The 13,805-nt window shown below is 64.2% G+C and carries 12 protein-coding genes and 1 pseudogene; 10 read left to right on the forward strand and 3 right to left on the reverse strand.

Annotated elements, in window-relative coordinates:
• The first annotated feature begins 105 nt into the window (after positions 1–105).
• From NKH37_RS14580 to NKH37_RS14590, 3 genes are all read left to right on the forward strand, one after another.
• Positions 106–321, forward strand: coding sequence for a DUF6356 family protein (locus NKH37_RS14580; RefSeq protein WP_023717932.1), 216 nt, complete (start codon positions 106–108; stop codon positions 319–321).
• A gap of 5 nt (positions 322–326) precedes the next feature.
• The gene (locus NKH37_RS14585; protein WP_352484936.1) at positions 327–1,127 is read left to right on the forward strand and encodes a class II glutamine amidotransferase; all 801 of its coding nucleotides are present in this window, start codon (positions 327–329) and stop codon (positions 1,125–1,127) included.
• Between the two features lie 156 nt (positions 1,128–1,283).
• Entirely contained in the window at positions 1,284–2,657 is a 1,374-nt protein-coding gene (locus NKH37_RS14590) for an amidase (protein WP_353005328.1), read from the forward strand.
• Here NKH37_RS14590 and NKH37_RS14595 read toward each other — a convergent pair.
• A complete protein-coding gene (locus NKH37_RS14595; protein ID WP_353005329.1) occupies positions 2,651–3,727 on the reverse strand; it encodes an NAD(P)/FAD-dependent oxidoreductase in 1,077 nt (358 codons plus the stop codon). The two genes, NKH37_RS14590 and NKH37_RS14595, sit on opposite strands and share 7 nt — an antisense overlap.
• Before the next feature lie 117 nt (positions 3,728–3,844).
• Between NKH37_RS14595 and NKH37_RS14600 the strand changes: the two genes are divergently transcribed.
• The 3 genes and pseudogenes from NKH37_RS14600 (at position 3,845) to NKH37_RS14610 (ending at position 7,053) form a co-directional block, all read left to right on the forward strand.
• Positions 3,845–4,435, forward strand: a complete 591-nt coding sequence (locus NKH37_RS14600) for a TetR/AcrR family transcriptional regulator (RefSeq protein ID WP_023717936.1) — start codon at positions 3,845–3,847, stop codon at positions 4,433–4,435.
• A 40-nt stretch (positions 4,436–4,475) separates the two neighbouring features.
• A pseudogene (locus NKH37_RS14605) lies at positions 4,476–5,365 on the forward strand (haloalkane dehalogenase).
• Positions 5,366–5,460: 95 nt separating this feature from the next.
• Complete coding sequence (locus tag NKH37_RS14610) at positions 5,461–7,053, forward strand: peptide chain release factor 3 (protein ID WP_352484942.1); 1,593 nt, start codon at positions 5,461–5,463, stop codon at positions 7,051–7,053.
• A gap of 169 nt (positions 7,054–7,222) precedes the next feature.
• On the opposite strand, the gene NKH37_RS14615 is transcribed toward NKH37_RS14610, so the two are convergent.
• Entirely contained in the window at positions 7,223–7,696 is a 474-nt protein-coding gene (locus NKH37_RS14615; RefSeq protein ID WP_352591632.1) for a VOC family protein, read from the reverse strand.
• Between the two features lie 281 nt (positions 7,697–7,977).
• Here NKH37_RS14615 and ilvD point away from each other — a divergent pair, with 281 nt between their 5' ends.
• From ilvD to NKH37_RS14630, 3 genes are all read left to right on the forward strand, one after another.
• A complete protein-coding gene (gene ilvD / locus NKH37_RS14620) occupies positions 7,978–9,822 on the forward strand; it encodes a dihydroxy-acid dehydratase (protein WP_352483996.1) in 1,845 nt (614 codons plus the stop codon).
• Between the two features lie 28 nt (positions 9,823–9,850).
• The gene (locus tag NKH37_RS14625) at positions 9,851–11,125 is read left to right on the forward strand and encodes an amidohydrolase family protein (RefSeq protein ID WP_353005331.1); all 1,275 of its coding nucleotides are present in this window, start codon (positions 9,851–9,853) and stop codon (positions 11,123–11,125) included.
• A gap of 114 nt (positions 11,126–11,239) precedes the next feature.
• Positions 11,240–12,160 (forward strand): DMT family transporter, encoded by a 921-nt coding sequence (locus NKH37_RS14630; RefSeq protein WP_353005332.1) that lies wholly within the window; start codon positions 11,240–11,242, stop codon positions 12,158–12,160.
• Here NKH37_RS14630 and NKH37_RS14635 read toward each other — a convergent pair.
• On the reverse strand, positions 12,157–13,059 hold the full coding sequence (locus tag NKH37_RS14635) for a phosphotransferase (protein ID WP_352495762.1): 903 nt from the start codon (positions 13,057–13,059) through the stop codon (positions 12,157–12,159). The two genes, NKH37_RS14630 and NKH37_RS14635, sit on opposite strands and share 4 nt — an antisense overlap.
• Before the next feature lie 104 nt (positions 13,060–13,163).
• On the opposite strand from NKH37_RS14635, the gene NKH37_RS14640 reads away from it, so the two are divergent.
• On the forward strand, positions 13,164–13,796 hold the full coding sequence (locus tag NKH37_RS14640) for a class I SAM-dependent DNA methyltransferase (RefSeq protein ID WP_023717942.1): 633 nt from the start codon (positions 13,164–13,166) through the stop codon (positions 13,794–13,796).
• Positions 13,797–13,805 lie beyond the last annotated feature (9 nt).

Genomic DNA, 13,805 nt, shown 5'->3' on the forward strand with positions numbered 1-13,805 from the left:
TGTCCCAAAATTCAGCCTTTCACAAGGACAATTTGGGACCGATGAACCGAACACCCATGCCAGGATATTCATCGTCGGCTCTTCATGCTGGCAGGAGGGACCGACATGACCGCACGGCTCGCAAGACTTTTCACCTCTCACCCGGCTGCGGTCGGCGAGAGTTATTTCGGCCATATGGCTTTCGCCGCATGGTTCTCGTCGCGATTGTTCATGGCGGCTTTTGCCGCGCTCATTCATGCTTTCTTGCCGTTTCTGTTCGAGACCACGGCAAGCGGCATCATCCGTGAGCTCTACGAGCGGACGCATAACAGGGGACGTTAGGCGCTATGTGCCGGTGGGCCGCCTATCTCGGCGAAGCCGTCTTTCTCGAAGACATCGTCACGGCGCCCTGCCACTCGCTGATCGCCCAGAGCCACTGCGCCCAGGAAGCCAAATCGCCGACCAATGGCGATGGTTTTGGCTTGGCCTGGTATGGCGACCGACCGGAGCCCGGCCTCTATCGCGACATCCTGCCGGCCTGGTCGGACCCCAATCTGAAAAGCCTGTGCCGGCAGATCAAGTCAGGCCTGTTCCTCGCCCATATCCGGGCTTCGACCGGTGGCGCCACCAGCCGCATGAACTGTCATCCGTTCATTTCGGGCCGCTGGTCGTTCATGCACAATGGCCAGATCGGCGGCTTCGAAAAGATCCGTCGCGCGCTGGAGAATTCGCTCTCCGACGCCGCCTTCGACCAGCGTGAGGGCGCCACGGATTCGGAACTGTTCTTTCTGATGATGACCGAAGAGGACCTGGCAGGTGATCCGCAGGGCGCCGTATCGCGCGCCACCAGCCGCGTCATCGACGCCTCGCGCCGCGGCGGCTTCGAGCCGGCGCTGAAATTGACGGCGGCTTTTTCCGACGGACAATCGCTTTACGCGGTGCGCTATACGAGCGACGGCCACGCGCCGACGCTCTACACGTCCGCCTTCCGCAATGGCGGAGGCCGTTGCGTCGTGTCGGAACCCTTCGACCGCGACGGCAGCGACTGGCAGGCGATTCCGCCCTCGAGCTTCGTCACCATCGGCAGAGACGGCATGAGCATTCGTCCGTTTGTGCCCGCCGCGGCAAAGCTGGCGCTGGCCGTGTAGATTCCTCGCTACGCGTCGCAGGACAGCGCCGATTGCAGCAGGCAGCGCAATTCCGATCAAGCACCGCCTGTCCTCGAATGCTGAACTCGGCTTGAAGACGCGCCGTTGCCCGCCATTTGGTGAGGCTGGCGCCGCTGGCAAGCCGGAGTATTGGTCATGGACCTCGCCTTTTCCTCCGCCACAGAATTGGTTGCCGCCATTCGTGACCGCAAGATTTCCGCTGTGGAAGCGCTGGACGCGCATCTGGCGCAGATCGACAGGCACAATGAGGCGGTCAACGCCGTCGTAACCCTCGATCGGGAAGGTGCGCGGCAGCGCGCCGGCAAGGCCGACGAAGCGCAGGCGCGCGGCGAAGCCCTTGGGCCGCTGCACGGCGTGCCGTTCACACTGAAGGACACGCACGAAACCGCGGGCATGAGAACCACTGTCGGCTTCCCGGCCTTCGCCGACTATGCCGCGAGGGCAGACAGTCCAGTCGTTGCACGGCTGAAGGCGGCAGGCGGCATTTTGGTGGGCAAGACGAACGTGGCGACAATGCTTAGTGACTGGCAGTCGAGCAATCCGCTGTTCGGCCGTACCGGCAATCCTTGGGACCTCCAGCGCACCGCCGGCGGCTCCAGTGGCGGTGCGGCGGCGGCGCTCAGCGCTGGAATGACGCCGTTCGAGGTCGGCACCGACATGCAGGATTCGATCCGGCTGCCCGCTGCCTTTTGCGGCGTCTACGGCCTCAAGCCGACCGAGCACCGCGTCTCGCTCGCCGGCGCCTTCCCCGATCCAGGCGGCGCGCCGCGCAGCGTCCGGCGGATCTCCTGCCTCGGACCGATGGCGCGCAGCGTCGAAGACCTGGTACTGATCTACCGCCTCATTGCCGGGCCGGATGGAAGCGACACCGACCTTGCGCCGGTACCGGTCGAAAGCATGCCGGAGTTGGATCTCAGGAATTTGCGCATCGCCATCGCGCCGTCCTTTCCGGGCTTTCCGGTGGCCGGCGAGATCAGCGCGGTGGTCGAAAGTCTGGCAAAAGAGCTTCAGGCCGCGGGCGCCATCGTCGAGGAAGCCAAATTGCCGGAGCTCGACCTGCACGACGACCTGGAGCAGGGCGGCGTCCTGATCGGCATGATGCTGGAGGCGGCGCAGCCCGAACCACCGGAGAAGCCGACGCCGGTCTCGCGCTGGTTCGAGGCGCTCGCCCGCCGCGACCGCTCCATCCTGGCGTGGGATCGGTTCTTCGACGGTTGCGACGCCTTGCTGTGCCCGGTCGCAATGGTCACTGCCTTCCCGCATTGCGAGCCGGGAACGCCGATCGAGGTCGACGATAGCGAGCAAAGCTACTGGATGCTGCCGGCCTATGGCGCGGTGTTCAACTACAGCGGCCATCCCGCACTGTCGCTGCCCCGCGGACAGGACAGCAATGGCCTGCCCATCGGACTACAGCTTGTTGGCAAACGCTGGTCGGAGTCGCGCCTGCTCGGGATCGCCAGGGCAATCGAGCCGCTGGCCGGCGGCTTTCGCCGCCCGCCCGGTTATTGAGTAAACCGCGCCAGCCCGTAGGGATCAAGCAGCGGATCGCGATCGCCGTCGAGGATCTCGCGGGCGGCGAACAGGCCGACGGCCGGTGCCAGCGTGATGCCGGAATGCATGACGGCGACGTAGACGCCGCCCCCGCCTTCGGCGCCGCCGATGATCGGAAAGCCGTCGACCGGCGTCGGCCGGTAGCCAATGGTGTGGAAATCGAGTTCCAGCCCATCTGCGCCGCGCAGCATGGCCTTCATCGCGGCAAACAGGTCGCGGGCGGTCGCCGCGGCATCCATGCCGGGATCGGCGCCGCCGAAATCCGAGCCGGCGATGATGCGGCCTTCCGCGGTCTGGCGCATATGCAGTCGGTCGCCGATCACCAGGCCGTTGAGCAGCTTTTGGTAGGGGCGCGAATGCACGATCAGGCCGGGCGGTGTCCCGATCGGCAGTTCTATCCCGGCTGTTGCCGCTAGTGCCGGAGAGCCGGCTCCGGCCGCGATCACCACCTCGTCGGCAACAATCCGCCCGGCGGATGTGTCGACACCGGAGACCTGGCCGTTGGCCCGCACAAGCGCGGTCGCGGTAACTCCTGTCAGCAGCCGCGCGCCGCGCCGTTCGGCGTCGGCCAGCAGTGCTTGCGTGGCGGCGACCGGCTCGGCGACACCTTCCTCGGCGACATAAAGGGCGAAATCGGGAAGTTCGGTCAGATTGGGCTCGATGCGCGCAGCTCCGGCACGGTCGACACGCTCGATGCCGTAGCCCCAGGCGGAGTGCTCGGCCGCATAGGCCTCAAGTTCGGGACGTGGCAGGTCCCAGCACAGGCCGCCGCACCATTGCAACGGGATGCCGGGCACCTCGTTCGCCAGTCGCGTCCATTCGGCCATCGACCGAATGCGCAGCCGGAAATAGGGCTCCGGATTGCCCCAACTGGCATTGATCCAGGCAAAGGAATTCGGCGTCGCGACGCCGCCGGCGCCGCTGCCGGCAATGACCGTCACCTTTGCTCCGGCCTTGGTCAGGTGCCAAGCGATGGAGGCGCCCATGATGCCGGCGCCGGTGACAATCACTTCTTTCGCCTCTGTCATGCTTCACTCCTCGTTCCAACGCCACCACCGCGATGCCATTGCCCGTGGGTTCTGCCAAGAGCGCGCGGTATCAAATATGCTTCTTGACTTTAATACGTACGTACGTATTGTATCGATATGGCCAGACATTCACTTCGCGAAAAACTTCTCGACGCCGGTTTCAAAACCATCTGGAATTCCGGCTATTCGTCCGCCGGCGTACGCGACATCGTCGCCGCGGCCGATGCCCGCCCGGGGTCCTTCACCAATCATTTTGCCTCCAAGGAGGCGTTCACCGGCGAGGTGCTGGACCGCTATTTCGCCTATGTGAGCGGCTTGGTGGAGCAGGCCCTCGCCCGAGACGGCACGCCCCCGGTCGGGCGCTTGCGCCGCTATCTCGAAATCATCACGTCGAAGCTGGAGGCGCATGATTGGGCACGGGGCTGCATGATCGGCAATCTCAGCCTCGAGACGGCGGCTCACAGTGAGGCGCTGAGGCTGCAACTCGTCGCCATTTTCGAACGTTGGCGTAAGCCCTTTGCCGAATGCATCGCCGAAGGCCAGGCGGCCGGCGATATCACCGACGCGTTCGATGCCGAGGATCTCGCCGATTTCCTTTTGAGTTCCTGGCAAGGCGCGATGCTGTGCATGAAGGTGGAGCGCAGTCCCGAACCGCTCGAGCGTTTCAAGAATATCGTCTTCAAAACAGTCTTCGCAAAAAGGAGCTGATCCGATGAACCCGAAACTCGAAAAGCAGCAATCCCGCACAATGTTGCCGCGCTCGCAAGTCGCGGTACTCGATTCAACCATGTCCTATGTGGAGGCAGGCACTGCCGGTCCGACGGTGCTCTTCCTGCACGGCAACCCGACGTCGTCCTACATCTGGCGAGACATCATCCCGCATGTGGCGCCGTTCGGCCGCTGCATAGCGCCCGACCTGATCGGCTATGGCCAGTCCGGCAAGCCGGACATCGACTATCGCTTCTTCGACCAGGTCCGTTATCTCGATGCTTTCATCGAGACGCTTGGCGTCGCCGATATGGTGGTCGTCGCGCAGGACTGGGGCACCGCACTCGCCTTCCATCTCGCAGCCCGGCGATCGCAGCGGATGCTCGGCCTCGCCTTCATGGAATTCATCCGCCCCTTCGAGAGCTGGGACGATTTCCACCAGCGTCCACAGGCGCGCGAACTGTTCAAGGCAATGCGCACTCCTGGCGTCGGTGAGAAGCTTGTTCTGGAAGACAACGTCTTCGTCGAAAAGTGCTGCCGGCCGCTGTGCTGCGCACGATGAGCGATGAGGAAATGGCCGCCTACCGGGCGCCGTTCCCGACACCGCAATCGCGCAAGCCGATCCTGCGGCTGCCGCGCGAACTGCCGATCGAAGGCCAGCCTGCCGATGTCGCCGCCATCAGTGAGCACGACCATTGGGCGCTCCGGGCTTCCTCCTACCCGAAGCTGCTTTTCTCAGGCGATCCCGGCGCCCTCGTCTCGCCGCAGGCGGCCCGGGAATTCGCGGCTGGGCTGAAGAATTGCCGCCTGATCGATCTCGGACCCGGCGCGCATTATCTGCAGGAGGACCATGCCGACAAGATCGGCACCGCAATTGCCGAGTGGATTCCCGAGGTGGCCTTCGAGAGCCATGCCGCCGAACCGGCCTGACGTCGGGACGTGAACCGGCGGCTGCGGCAGCCGGAGAGGTCGACAGCACTGCACTCCGCTGCTAGAAGCCCGGCCTCACACGGAAATCCTGAAAAATGTCCGAAATGATTACAGAAGCGGTATCGCGCCGCCGCACTTTCGCGATCATCGCGCACCCCGACGCCGGCAAGACCACGCTCACCGAAAAGTTGCTTTTGTTCGGCGGCGCGATCCAGCTTGCCGGCGAGGTCAAGGCCAAGAAGGACCGTATCCAGACCCGCTCCGACTGGATGAAGATCGAGCGCGAGCGCGGCATTTCGGTGGTCACCTCGGTGATGACCTTCGAATATGAGGACACTGTCTTCAACCTGCTCGACACGCCAGGCCACGAGGATTTCGCCGACGACACCTATCGCACGCTGTCGGCGGTCGACAGTGCGGTCATGGTCATCGACGCCGCCAAGGGCATCGAGCCGCGCACGCTGAAACTGTTCGAGGTCTGTCGGCTGCGCGACATCCCGATCATCACCTTCGTCAACAAGATGGACCGCGAAAGCCGCGACCCGTTCGATATCCTCGACGAGATCGAGCAGAAGTTGGCGCTGGACACAGCACCGATCACCTGGCCGATCGGCCGCGGCAAGACCTTTTCCGGCACCTACCATCTGGCGCTGAACGCGGTGCGCAAGGGCGACGCCGAAAAGGAGCGCACGCCGGTCCACGGCCCCGATTCCAACCGCGTTGCCGGCCTGCTGCCGGAGAACGAGCGCGAGGCTTTCATCGAAGAGCTGGAGCTGGCGCGCGAAGCCTGCCGCCCGCTCGACCTCGATGCCTTCCGCGAGGGCCATCTGACGCCGGTCTATTTCGGCTCGGCGCTGCGCAATTACGGCGTGCGCGACCTGATCGAGGCGCTCGGCGCCTATGGGCCGCCGCCGCGTGCGCAGGAGGCCGACAGCCGCAAGGTCGAGGCGACCGAGGACAAGATGACGTCCTTCGTCTTCAAGATCCAAGCCAATATGGACCCTAACCATCGCGACCGCATCGCCTTCGTCCGGGTCTGCTCCGGCAAGCTCGAGCGCGGCATGAAGGCCAAGCTGGTGCGCACGGGAAAGCCGATGAGCCTGTCGGCGCCGCAATTCTTCTTCGCCCGCACCCGCGTCACCGCCGACGAGGCGTTCGCCGGCGATGTCGTCGGCATCCCCAACCACGGCACGCTGCGCATCGGCGACACGCTGACCGAGGGCGAGGAGATCCTGTTTCGCGGCGTGCCGAATTTCGCGCCTGAAATCCTGCGCCGCGTTCGCCTCGGCGATGCCATGAAAGCCAAGAAGCTCAAGGAGGCGCTGCATCAGATGGCCGAGGAAGGCGTCGTGCAATTGTTCTCGCCGGAGGACGGCTCACCGGCCATCGTCGGCGTCGTCGGCGCCCTGCAACTCGATGTCCTGAAAGAGCGCCTGAACTTCGAATACACACTGCCGGTCGATTTCGAGATGTCGCGCTTTTCCGTCTGCCGCTGGATATCGGCCGACGACAGGGCCGAACTCCAGCGCTTCATCGAAGCGCATCGCGGCGACATCGCCCGCGACCTCGACAATGATCCAGTGTTCCTCGCCCAGCACGCCTTCTCGCTAAACTACGAAGCCGAACGCTGGAAGGCGATCCGCTTCGCGGCGGTGAAGGATTACCAGGTCCGCGACAGAGCGGCTTGATGCGGCGCTTTCCTTCTCCCCTTGCGGGAGAAGATGTCGCCGAAGGCGACGGATGAGGGGTGTTCCAGGAAACACCAACGTCTCATTCCGTCCAACACCCCTCAACCGTCTCGGCGCCTTGCGCCGATCCCCCTTCTCCCACAGGGGGAGAAGGGAAGATCGCGTTCGTTCACCCCTTGGCCGCCTCTTCGATCTTGGCGACGTCGATCTTGGTCATCTGCATCATCGCCTGCATCACGCGGCCGGCCTTTTCCCTGTCGGGGTCCAACAGCAGTTTGGGCAGCTGCTCGGGAACGACCTGCCAGGAGAGGCCGAATTTGTCCTTCAGCCAGCTGCACTGGCTGGGCTCGCCACCGCCCGCGATGAGCCTGTCCCAGAAATAGTCGACCTCTTCCTGCGTCTTGCAGTCGATGGAGAGCGAGACCGCCTCGGTGAACTTGAATTGCGGGCCGCCGTTGAGGGCCTGGAACGGAACGCCGTCGAGCTCGAATGAGACCATCAGCACCTTGCCCTCACGATCGCCGCTGCCCTTGGGCCAGCGCATCACGCTCAGCACCTTCGAATTCTTGAAGATGGAAACGTAGTGGTTCATGGCCTCCTCGGCCTGGTCGTCGAACCACAGGCAGGTGGTGATCTTTTGCATTCTCTTGCTCCTCGGGCTGGTTTGTTTGCTTTCGAAACGGCCGGCTGGTGATGATGCCCCGCTCCTGCCGTCTGCCCAAGGACGCTCGAGCAAAACACGATCCGACAGCACCTCTGACTTTTTTGCGGTCTGGACCGGCTGCGTCTTTGGCTGGCCGTTCGTTCCGCTACCTGGCGCAGCGCAAAATTGTGGCCAGACCAGAGCGTGGCGTCTATAAGGCCTGCGGCTCAATTCCGGTTTTCCGCACCTTTGGGTGCGACGCAGACAGCAAGGACAGTTCAATGCCCGCCTACCGTTCCCGCACCACCACCCATGGCCGCAACATGGCCGGCGCCCGCGGCCTGTGGCGCGCCACCGGGATGAAGGATTCGGATTTCGGCAAGCCGATCATCGCCGTGGTCAATTCCTTCACCCAGTTCGTGCCGGGCCACGTCCATCTCAAGGACCTCGGCCAGCTGGTTGCCCGCGAGATCGAGAAGGCCGGCGGCGTCGCCAAAGAATTCAACACCATCGCCGTCGACGACGGCATCGCCATGGGCCATGACGGCATGCTGTATTCGCTGCCGTCGCGCGAATTGATCGCCGATTCCGTCGAATACATGGTCAACGCGCATTGCGCAGACGCCATGGTCTGCATCTCGAATTGCGACAAGATCACGCCGGGCATGCTGATGGCGTCGCTGCGCCTCAACATCCCGACTGTCTTCGTCTCGGGCGGACCGATGGAGGCCGGCAAGGTGGTGCTCGCCGGCAAGAGCCAGGCGCTCGACCTGGTCGACGCCATGGTCGCCGCCGCCGACGACAAGATCTCCGACGAGGACGTCAAGATCATCGAGCGCTCGGCCTGCCCGACCTGCGGCTCGTGCTCGGGCATGTTCACCGCCAATTCGATGAACTGCCTGACCGAGGCGCTCGGCCTCTCGCTACCCGGCAACGGCTCGACGTTGGCGACGCACGCCGACCGCAAGCGCCTGTTCGTCGAGGCCGGCCATCTGATCGTGGATCTCGCCCAGCGCTATTACGAGCAGGACGACGACACCGCGCTGCCGCGCAGCATCGCCTCGAAGGGCGCCTTCGAGAACGCCATGACGCTCGACATCGCCATGGGCGGTTCGACCAACACCGTGCTGCACATCCTTGCCGCAGCACATGAGGGCGAGGTCGACTTCACCATGGAGGACATCGACCGGCTGTCGCGGCGGGTACCGGTGCTTTGCAAGGTGGCTCCGGCCAAGGCCGACGTCCACATGGAGGATGTCCACCGCGCCGGCGGCATCATGGCGATCCTCGGCCAGCTGGATAGCGCCGGGCTGATCAACCGCGACCTGCCGACGGTGCACACCGCGAGCCTCGGCGAAGCGCTCGACCACTGGGATATCTCGCGCACCACCAGCCAGAATGTCCGCGATTTCTTCCTGGCGGCACCCGGCGGCGTGCCGACGCAAGTCGCGTTCAGCCAGGACCGCCGCTGGGATGATCTCGATCTCGACCGCGAGAAAGGTGTCATCCGCTCGGCCGAACATCCTTTCTCAAGGGATGGTGGCCTCGCCGTGCTGAAAGGCAATCTCGCATTCGACGGCTGCATCGTGAAGACTGCCGGCGTCGATGAATCGATCCTGAAATTCACCGGTCCGGCAAGAGTGTTCGAAAGCCAGGACGCCAGCGTCAAGGCGATCCTGTCGAACGAGGTCAAGGCCGGCGATGTCGTCGTCATCCGCTATGAAGGGCCGCGCGGCGGCCCCGGCATGCAGGAAATGCTCTATCCGACCAGCTATCTTAAATCGAAGGGTCTCGGCAAAGCCTGCGCACTGATCACCGACGGGCGTTTTTCCGGCGGCACCTCCGGCCTGTCGATCGGCCACGTCTCGCCGGAAGCGGCGGAAGGCGGGCTGATCGGGCTGGTCAGGGAAGGCGACACGATCGAGATCGACATCCCCAACCGCACCATCCGGCTGGCTGTCGACGACGCGGAACTCATCGCCCGTCGCGCGGCGATGGAGGCGAAGGGAACAGCCGCTTGGAAGCCCGAGGAAAAGCGCAAGCGCAAGGTAACGACGGCCTTGCGCGCCTATGCGGCAATGGCAACCAGTGCTGCCAAGGGTGCGGTGCGGTACGTGCCGGAATAGGCATCATTCTTCAACGAGGTGGCGATAAATGGATTTCGACCTTGTGGTGCGCGGCGGGACGCTGCCCGACGGCAGGATCGCCGATATCGGCATCGTCGGCGAGACGATCGCGGCGATCGAGCCTGAGCTCAACATCAGCGCCGGCACGGCGATCGATGCCCATGGCAATCTGGTCTCGCCGCCTTTCGTCGATCCGCATTTCCATATGGACGCCACGCTTTCGCTCGGCATTCCCCGCATCAATGTCTCGGGCACGTTGCTCGAAGGCATTTCTCTGTGGGGCGAGCTGAAGCCGCTTCTGACCCACGAGGCGGTGCGCGACCGTGCGCTTGCCTATTGCGACTGGGCGGTGTCGATGGGCCTGCTCGCCATCCGCACCCATGTCGATGTCTGCGACGATCGCCTGCTGGCGGTGGAAGCGCTGCTCGACGTGAAGAAGACGGTTGCGCCGTATATCGACCTGCAATTGGTCGCCTTCCCGCAGGACGGGTTTTACCGCTCGCCGACGGCGCGCGACAACACCACCCGCGCGCTCGACATGGGCGTCGATGTCGTCGGCGGCATCCCGCATTTCGAGCGCACCATGGCCGACGGTACGCGCTCCGTCACCGAGCTCTGCGAGATCGCGGCCGAGCGCGGCCTGATGGTCGACCTGCATTGCGACGAGACCGACGATCCGCTGTCGCGCCACGTCGAGCAGCTTGCCTATGAGACGCAGCGGCTTGGATTGCAGGGCAGAGTGGCCGGCTCGCACCTCACCTCGATGCATTCGATGGATAATTACTACGTCTCGAAGCTGTTGCCGCTGATCGCCGAGGCCGGCGTTTCGGCGATCCCCAATCCGCTGATCAACATCATGCTGCAGGGCCGCCACGACACCTTTCCCAAGCGCCGCGGCTTGACGCGGGTCAAGGAAATGCTGGCGCACGGGATCCGCGTCGGCTGGGGCCAGGATTGCGTGCTCGACCCCTGGTATTCGCTGGGCACCGCAGACATGCTCGACGTCGCCTTCATGGGCCTGCATGTCGCGCAGATGTCGAGCCCAGCCGAGATGGCGCGCTGTTTCGACATGGTCACCAACGTCAATGCCGCCATCATGGGTCTCGACCACCTTGGCCTGGCCGTCGGCAAGCGCGCCAGCCTGGTCGTTCTCGATGCCGACAACCCGCTCGAGGCGCTGCGCCTGCGCCCCGAGCGGCTCTGCGTCATTGCCAAAGGCAAGGTGGTGGCCGAGCGGAGCCGGCAGGACACGCGGCTTTCGATCGCCGGAAGGCCGGGCACCGTGAATCGGCGCCACGCTTAGACCAGCCGATTTCCGGCGCTGGTCTCACCGAATTCTCGATTTTCGCCTCGTCACGGCCGCTGCTAGCGACTACGACGCGGGTCACCGTAGCCACGGCGAGGAACCGGTAACGGAATGGCGCAGCCCGCAGCCCAGAACTCGACGATCAGGAACGTGCTGCTGGCCGGCATCCTGCTGATGCTCGCCGGCGATTTCCTGTTTGCCTTGAACGACGCGATGGGCAAGTGGCTGGTCGCCAGTTTTTCCGTCGGCCAGGTCGTGCTGATCCGCTCGATCGGCGCCTTTTTCATACTCGGGCCGATGATTGCACATCAGGGTGCGGCCAAGCTGTTTCGCATGGAGCGGCCGGAGCTGCAGCTGCTGCGCGTGGTGATGACGACGCTCGACACGGCGCTGTTCTACGCGGCGGTCGTCTATCTGCCGCTCGCCGACGTGATGAGCTTCTACATGGCCGGGCCGATCTATGTCGCGGCGCTGTCGCACTTCTTGCTTGGCGAAAGGGTCGGCTGGCGCCGCTGGGCGGCTATCCTGGTCGGTTTCTGCGGCGTGCTGATCATGCTGAAGCCGTCTTCGGCGGCGTTGTCGCTGTCGTCGATGTTCGCGCTCGCCGGCAGCATTTCCTTTGCCTTCGCCATCATCCTCAACCGGCGACTGCGCGGCACCAGCGACACCTCGCTGGTCACCTGGCAAACCATCGGCACGCTGCTGGTCGGCGCTGCGTTGACCATCGGCAGTTGGAAGACGCCGTCCTCGCTCGATTTCGGCGCCATGCTGCTTCTCGGCATTGTCTCCTGCGGCGCGCATCTGATGATCACTAGGGCATTGAAGCTTGCGCCTGCCTCGACCTTGGCGCCGCTGCATTACAGCCTGCTGTTGTGGGCAGTGATCTTCGGCTCGGCCTTCTTCGGCGATGTGCCTGGGCCACGCATCCTGGTCGGCTCGGCCATTGTCGTGCTGGCCGGCCTGTTCATCTTCCACCGCCAGAAGGTGGTCGACACGGTGCCGCCCGAAAACGTGCCGAAGGGTGTGAATTAACCCCGGCGCACCGCCGCGAGATGCCGGGAAAATTCCGGCGTCTCCATCAGTGCCTTGCAGCGCGCGAAGCGGCCGTCGGCGTAGGCGCGGAAATCGTCGACCGGATTTTTGTTGGCAAGCTGGATCAAGCCCCACAGCGTCCACAACAGGTCGCACATCGCCTTGTAGATGACGATGCGGGCGCGCTCCGCCGGTCTCGGCTCGCCGCCGAAATAGGCCAGCATCATCTCCTCGTCCTGCGCGGCGTCGAATTGCCCTTCGACGCTGAGGTCGCCGAGATCCCAGAGCGGATCGTTCATCCCGGAATATTCCCAGTCGACGATCCACATCCTGTCGCCCGTATCGAGAAAGTTTTCGCAGAGCGGATCGCAGTGGCAGGCGACGATTGGCAGAGGATGAGCCGCAAGTGCCGAGCGCACGGTTTCCGCTTCGCGGACCCCATCGTGGTAGCCGGCAGGCAGGGCGACGTCCTTGGTCGACAGCACTTTCAGATAATCATCGATCATCGCAAACAGTTCAAAGCGGAAGGGGAACACCGCGCCGGATGTGTGCAGTTTGCGAAAGGCCTTGCCGGCGCGTGCCGGGCTGCCCGGTCGGGTCTTGAATTTTTCCGGCGACATCGTCTCGGCGCTGGCGATGAAGCGGGTCACCAGCACGCCGGTCTCGGCATCGACATGCAGCACTTCCGGGCTGACGCCGGCCTTCGCCGCTTCCCGCGCCGCCACTGCCTCGTTGGCGCGGTTGATGTATTCCTCGGTACCCTTGCCGGGGATACGCAGGCAGAAATCCTTACCCCTGAAGACGAGGTTGGTCAGGCCGCCGAGCCGTTCCAGCGGGCCGTCATAACCGGCCAGCATCGGAATGGCCGCAAGTGCGGCGCGTGCCTGGTCGTCCGCCATGGCTTTCGCTCCTTTTCCAGTCTTTATTGTCGCGACGACGGTTCCACAGTTTTCGCCGTTTGGCTATGATCGCGTCGCAGATCGATACCAGGCGACGGAAAGCGATGACGGACAGCAAACAGCAGAGCGCGCTCGCCGCAGCCTATGCGGCGAAGCGACCGGAAGACGTCGCGGCGCTCTACGACAGCTGGGCCGGCACCTATGACGCCGACATGTCGGCGGCCGGCTATCGCCATCCGACCATCTGCCTTGCCTTGCTGGCCCGCCATCTGCCGCGCGGCGCCGCTCCTCTCCTCGATGCTGGCGCAGGCACCGGGCTCATCGGCGAATGGCTTGCCATCACCGGTTATCCGCAGGTCGAGGCGCTCGACATTTCGGAAGGCATGCTGGCGCAAGCCGCGCGCAAAGGCGTCTATTCGGCCCTTCATTGCCTGGCGCTTGGCGCGCCGCTGCCTTTCGTGGACGATGCCTATGCCGGGATCATCTCAGCCGGCGTCTTCACGTCCGGCCATGTCGGGGCCGAGGGTCTGGACGAGCTGATCCGCATCTGCCGGCCGGGCGGGGTGATCGTGCTGACGGTGAAGAACACGCTGTGGGATGCGGGTTTTGCCGCGCGGATCGCCGAGCTCGAGGCGCAAGGCACCGTCACCCGCGCCGAGGAGACGCCGCCCTATGTCTCGATGCCAGGCGAGGCCGATACGGTGCCCAGCCGGGGGCTGGTGCTCATCGTGAACTGAGGCTGAAAC

Origin of the sequence: Mesorhizobium sp. M1217 (genome assembly GCF_040318275.1) — a bacterium.
GTDB lineage: Bacteria > Pseudomonadota > Alphaproteobacteria > Rhizobiales > Rhizobiaceae > Mesorhizobium.

What these genes read in the sequence shown, in the direction of transcription:
- NKH37_RS14580 (WP_023717932.1), top strand. Translation starts at nt 106, where the DNA reads ATGACCGCACGGCTCGCAAGACTTTTCACCTCTCACCCGGCTGCGGTC.
- NKH37_RS14585 (WP_352484936.1), top strand. Translation starts at nt 327, where the DNA reads ATGTGCCGGTGGGCCGCCTATCTCGGCGAAGCCGTCTTTCTCGAAGAC.
- NKH37_RS14590 (WP_353005328.1), top strand. Translation starts at nt 1,284, where the DNA reads ATGGACCTCGCCTTTTCCTCCGCCACAGAATTGGTTGCCGCCATTCGT.
- NKH37_RS14595 (WP_353005329.1), bottom strand. Translation starts at nt 3,727, where the DNA reads ATGACAGAGGCGAAAGAAGTGATTGTCACCGGCGCCGGCATCATGGGC.
- NKH37_RS14600 (WP_023717936.1), top strand. Translation starts at nt 3,845, where the DNA reads ATGGCCAGACATTCACTTCGCGAAAAACTTCTCGACGCCGGTTTCAAA.
- NKH37_RS14610 (WP_352484942.1), top strand. Translation starts at nt 5,461, where the DNA reads ATGTCCGAAATGATTACAGAAGCGGTATCGCGCCGCCGCACTTTCGCG.
- NKH37_RS14615 (WP_352591632.1), bottom strand. Translation starts at nt 7,696, where the DNA reads ATGCAAAAGATCACCACCTGCCTGTGGTTCGACGACCAGGCCGAGGAG.
- ilvD (WP_352483996.1), top strand. Translation starts at nt 7,978, where the DNA reads ATGCCCGCCTACCGTTCCCGCACCACCACCCATGGCCGCAACATGGCC.
- NKH37_RS14625 (WP_353005331.1), top strand. Translation starts at nt 9,851, where the DNA reads ATGGATTTCGACCTTGTGGTGCGCGGCGGGACGCTGCCCGACGGCAGG.
- NKH37_RS14630 (WP_353005332.1), top strand. Translation starts at nt 11,240, where the DNA reads ATGGCGCAGCCCGCAGCCCAGAACTCGACGATCAGGAACGTGCTGCTG.
- NKH37_RS14635 (WP_352495762.1), bottom strand. Translation starts at nt 13,059, where the DNA reads ATGGCGGACGACCAGGCACGCGCCGCACTTGCGGCCATTCCGATGCTG.
- NKH37_RS14640 (WP_023717942.1), top strand. Translation starts at nt 13,164, where the DNA reads ATGACGGACAGCAAACAGCAGAGCGCGCTCGCCGCAGCCTATGCGGCG.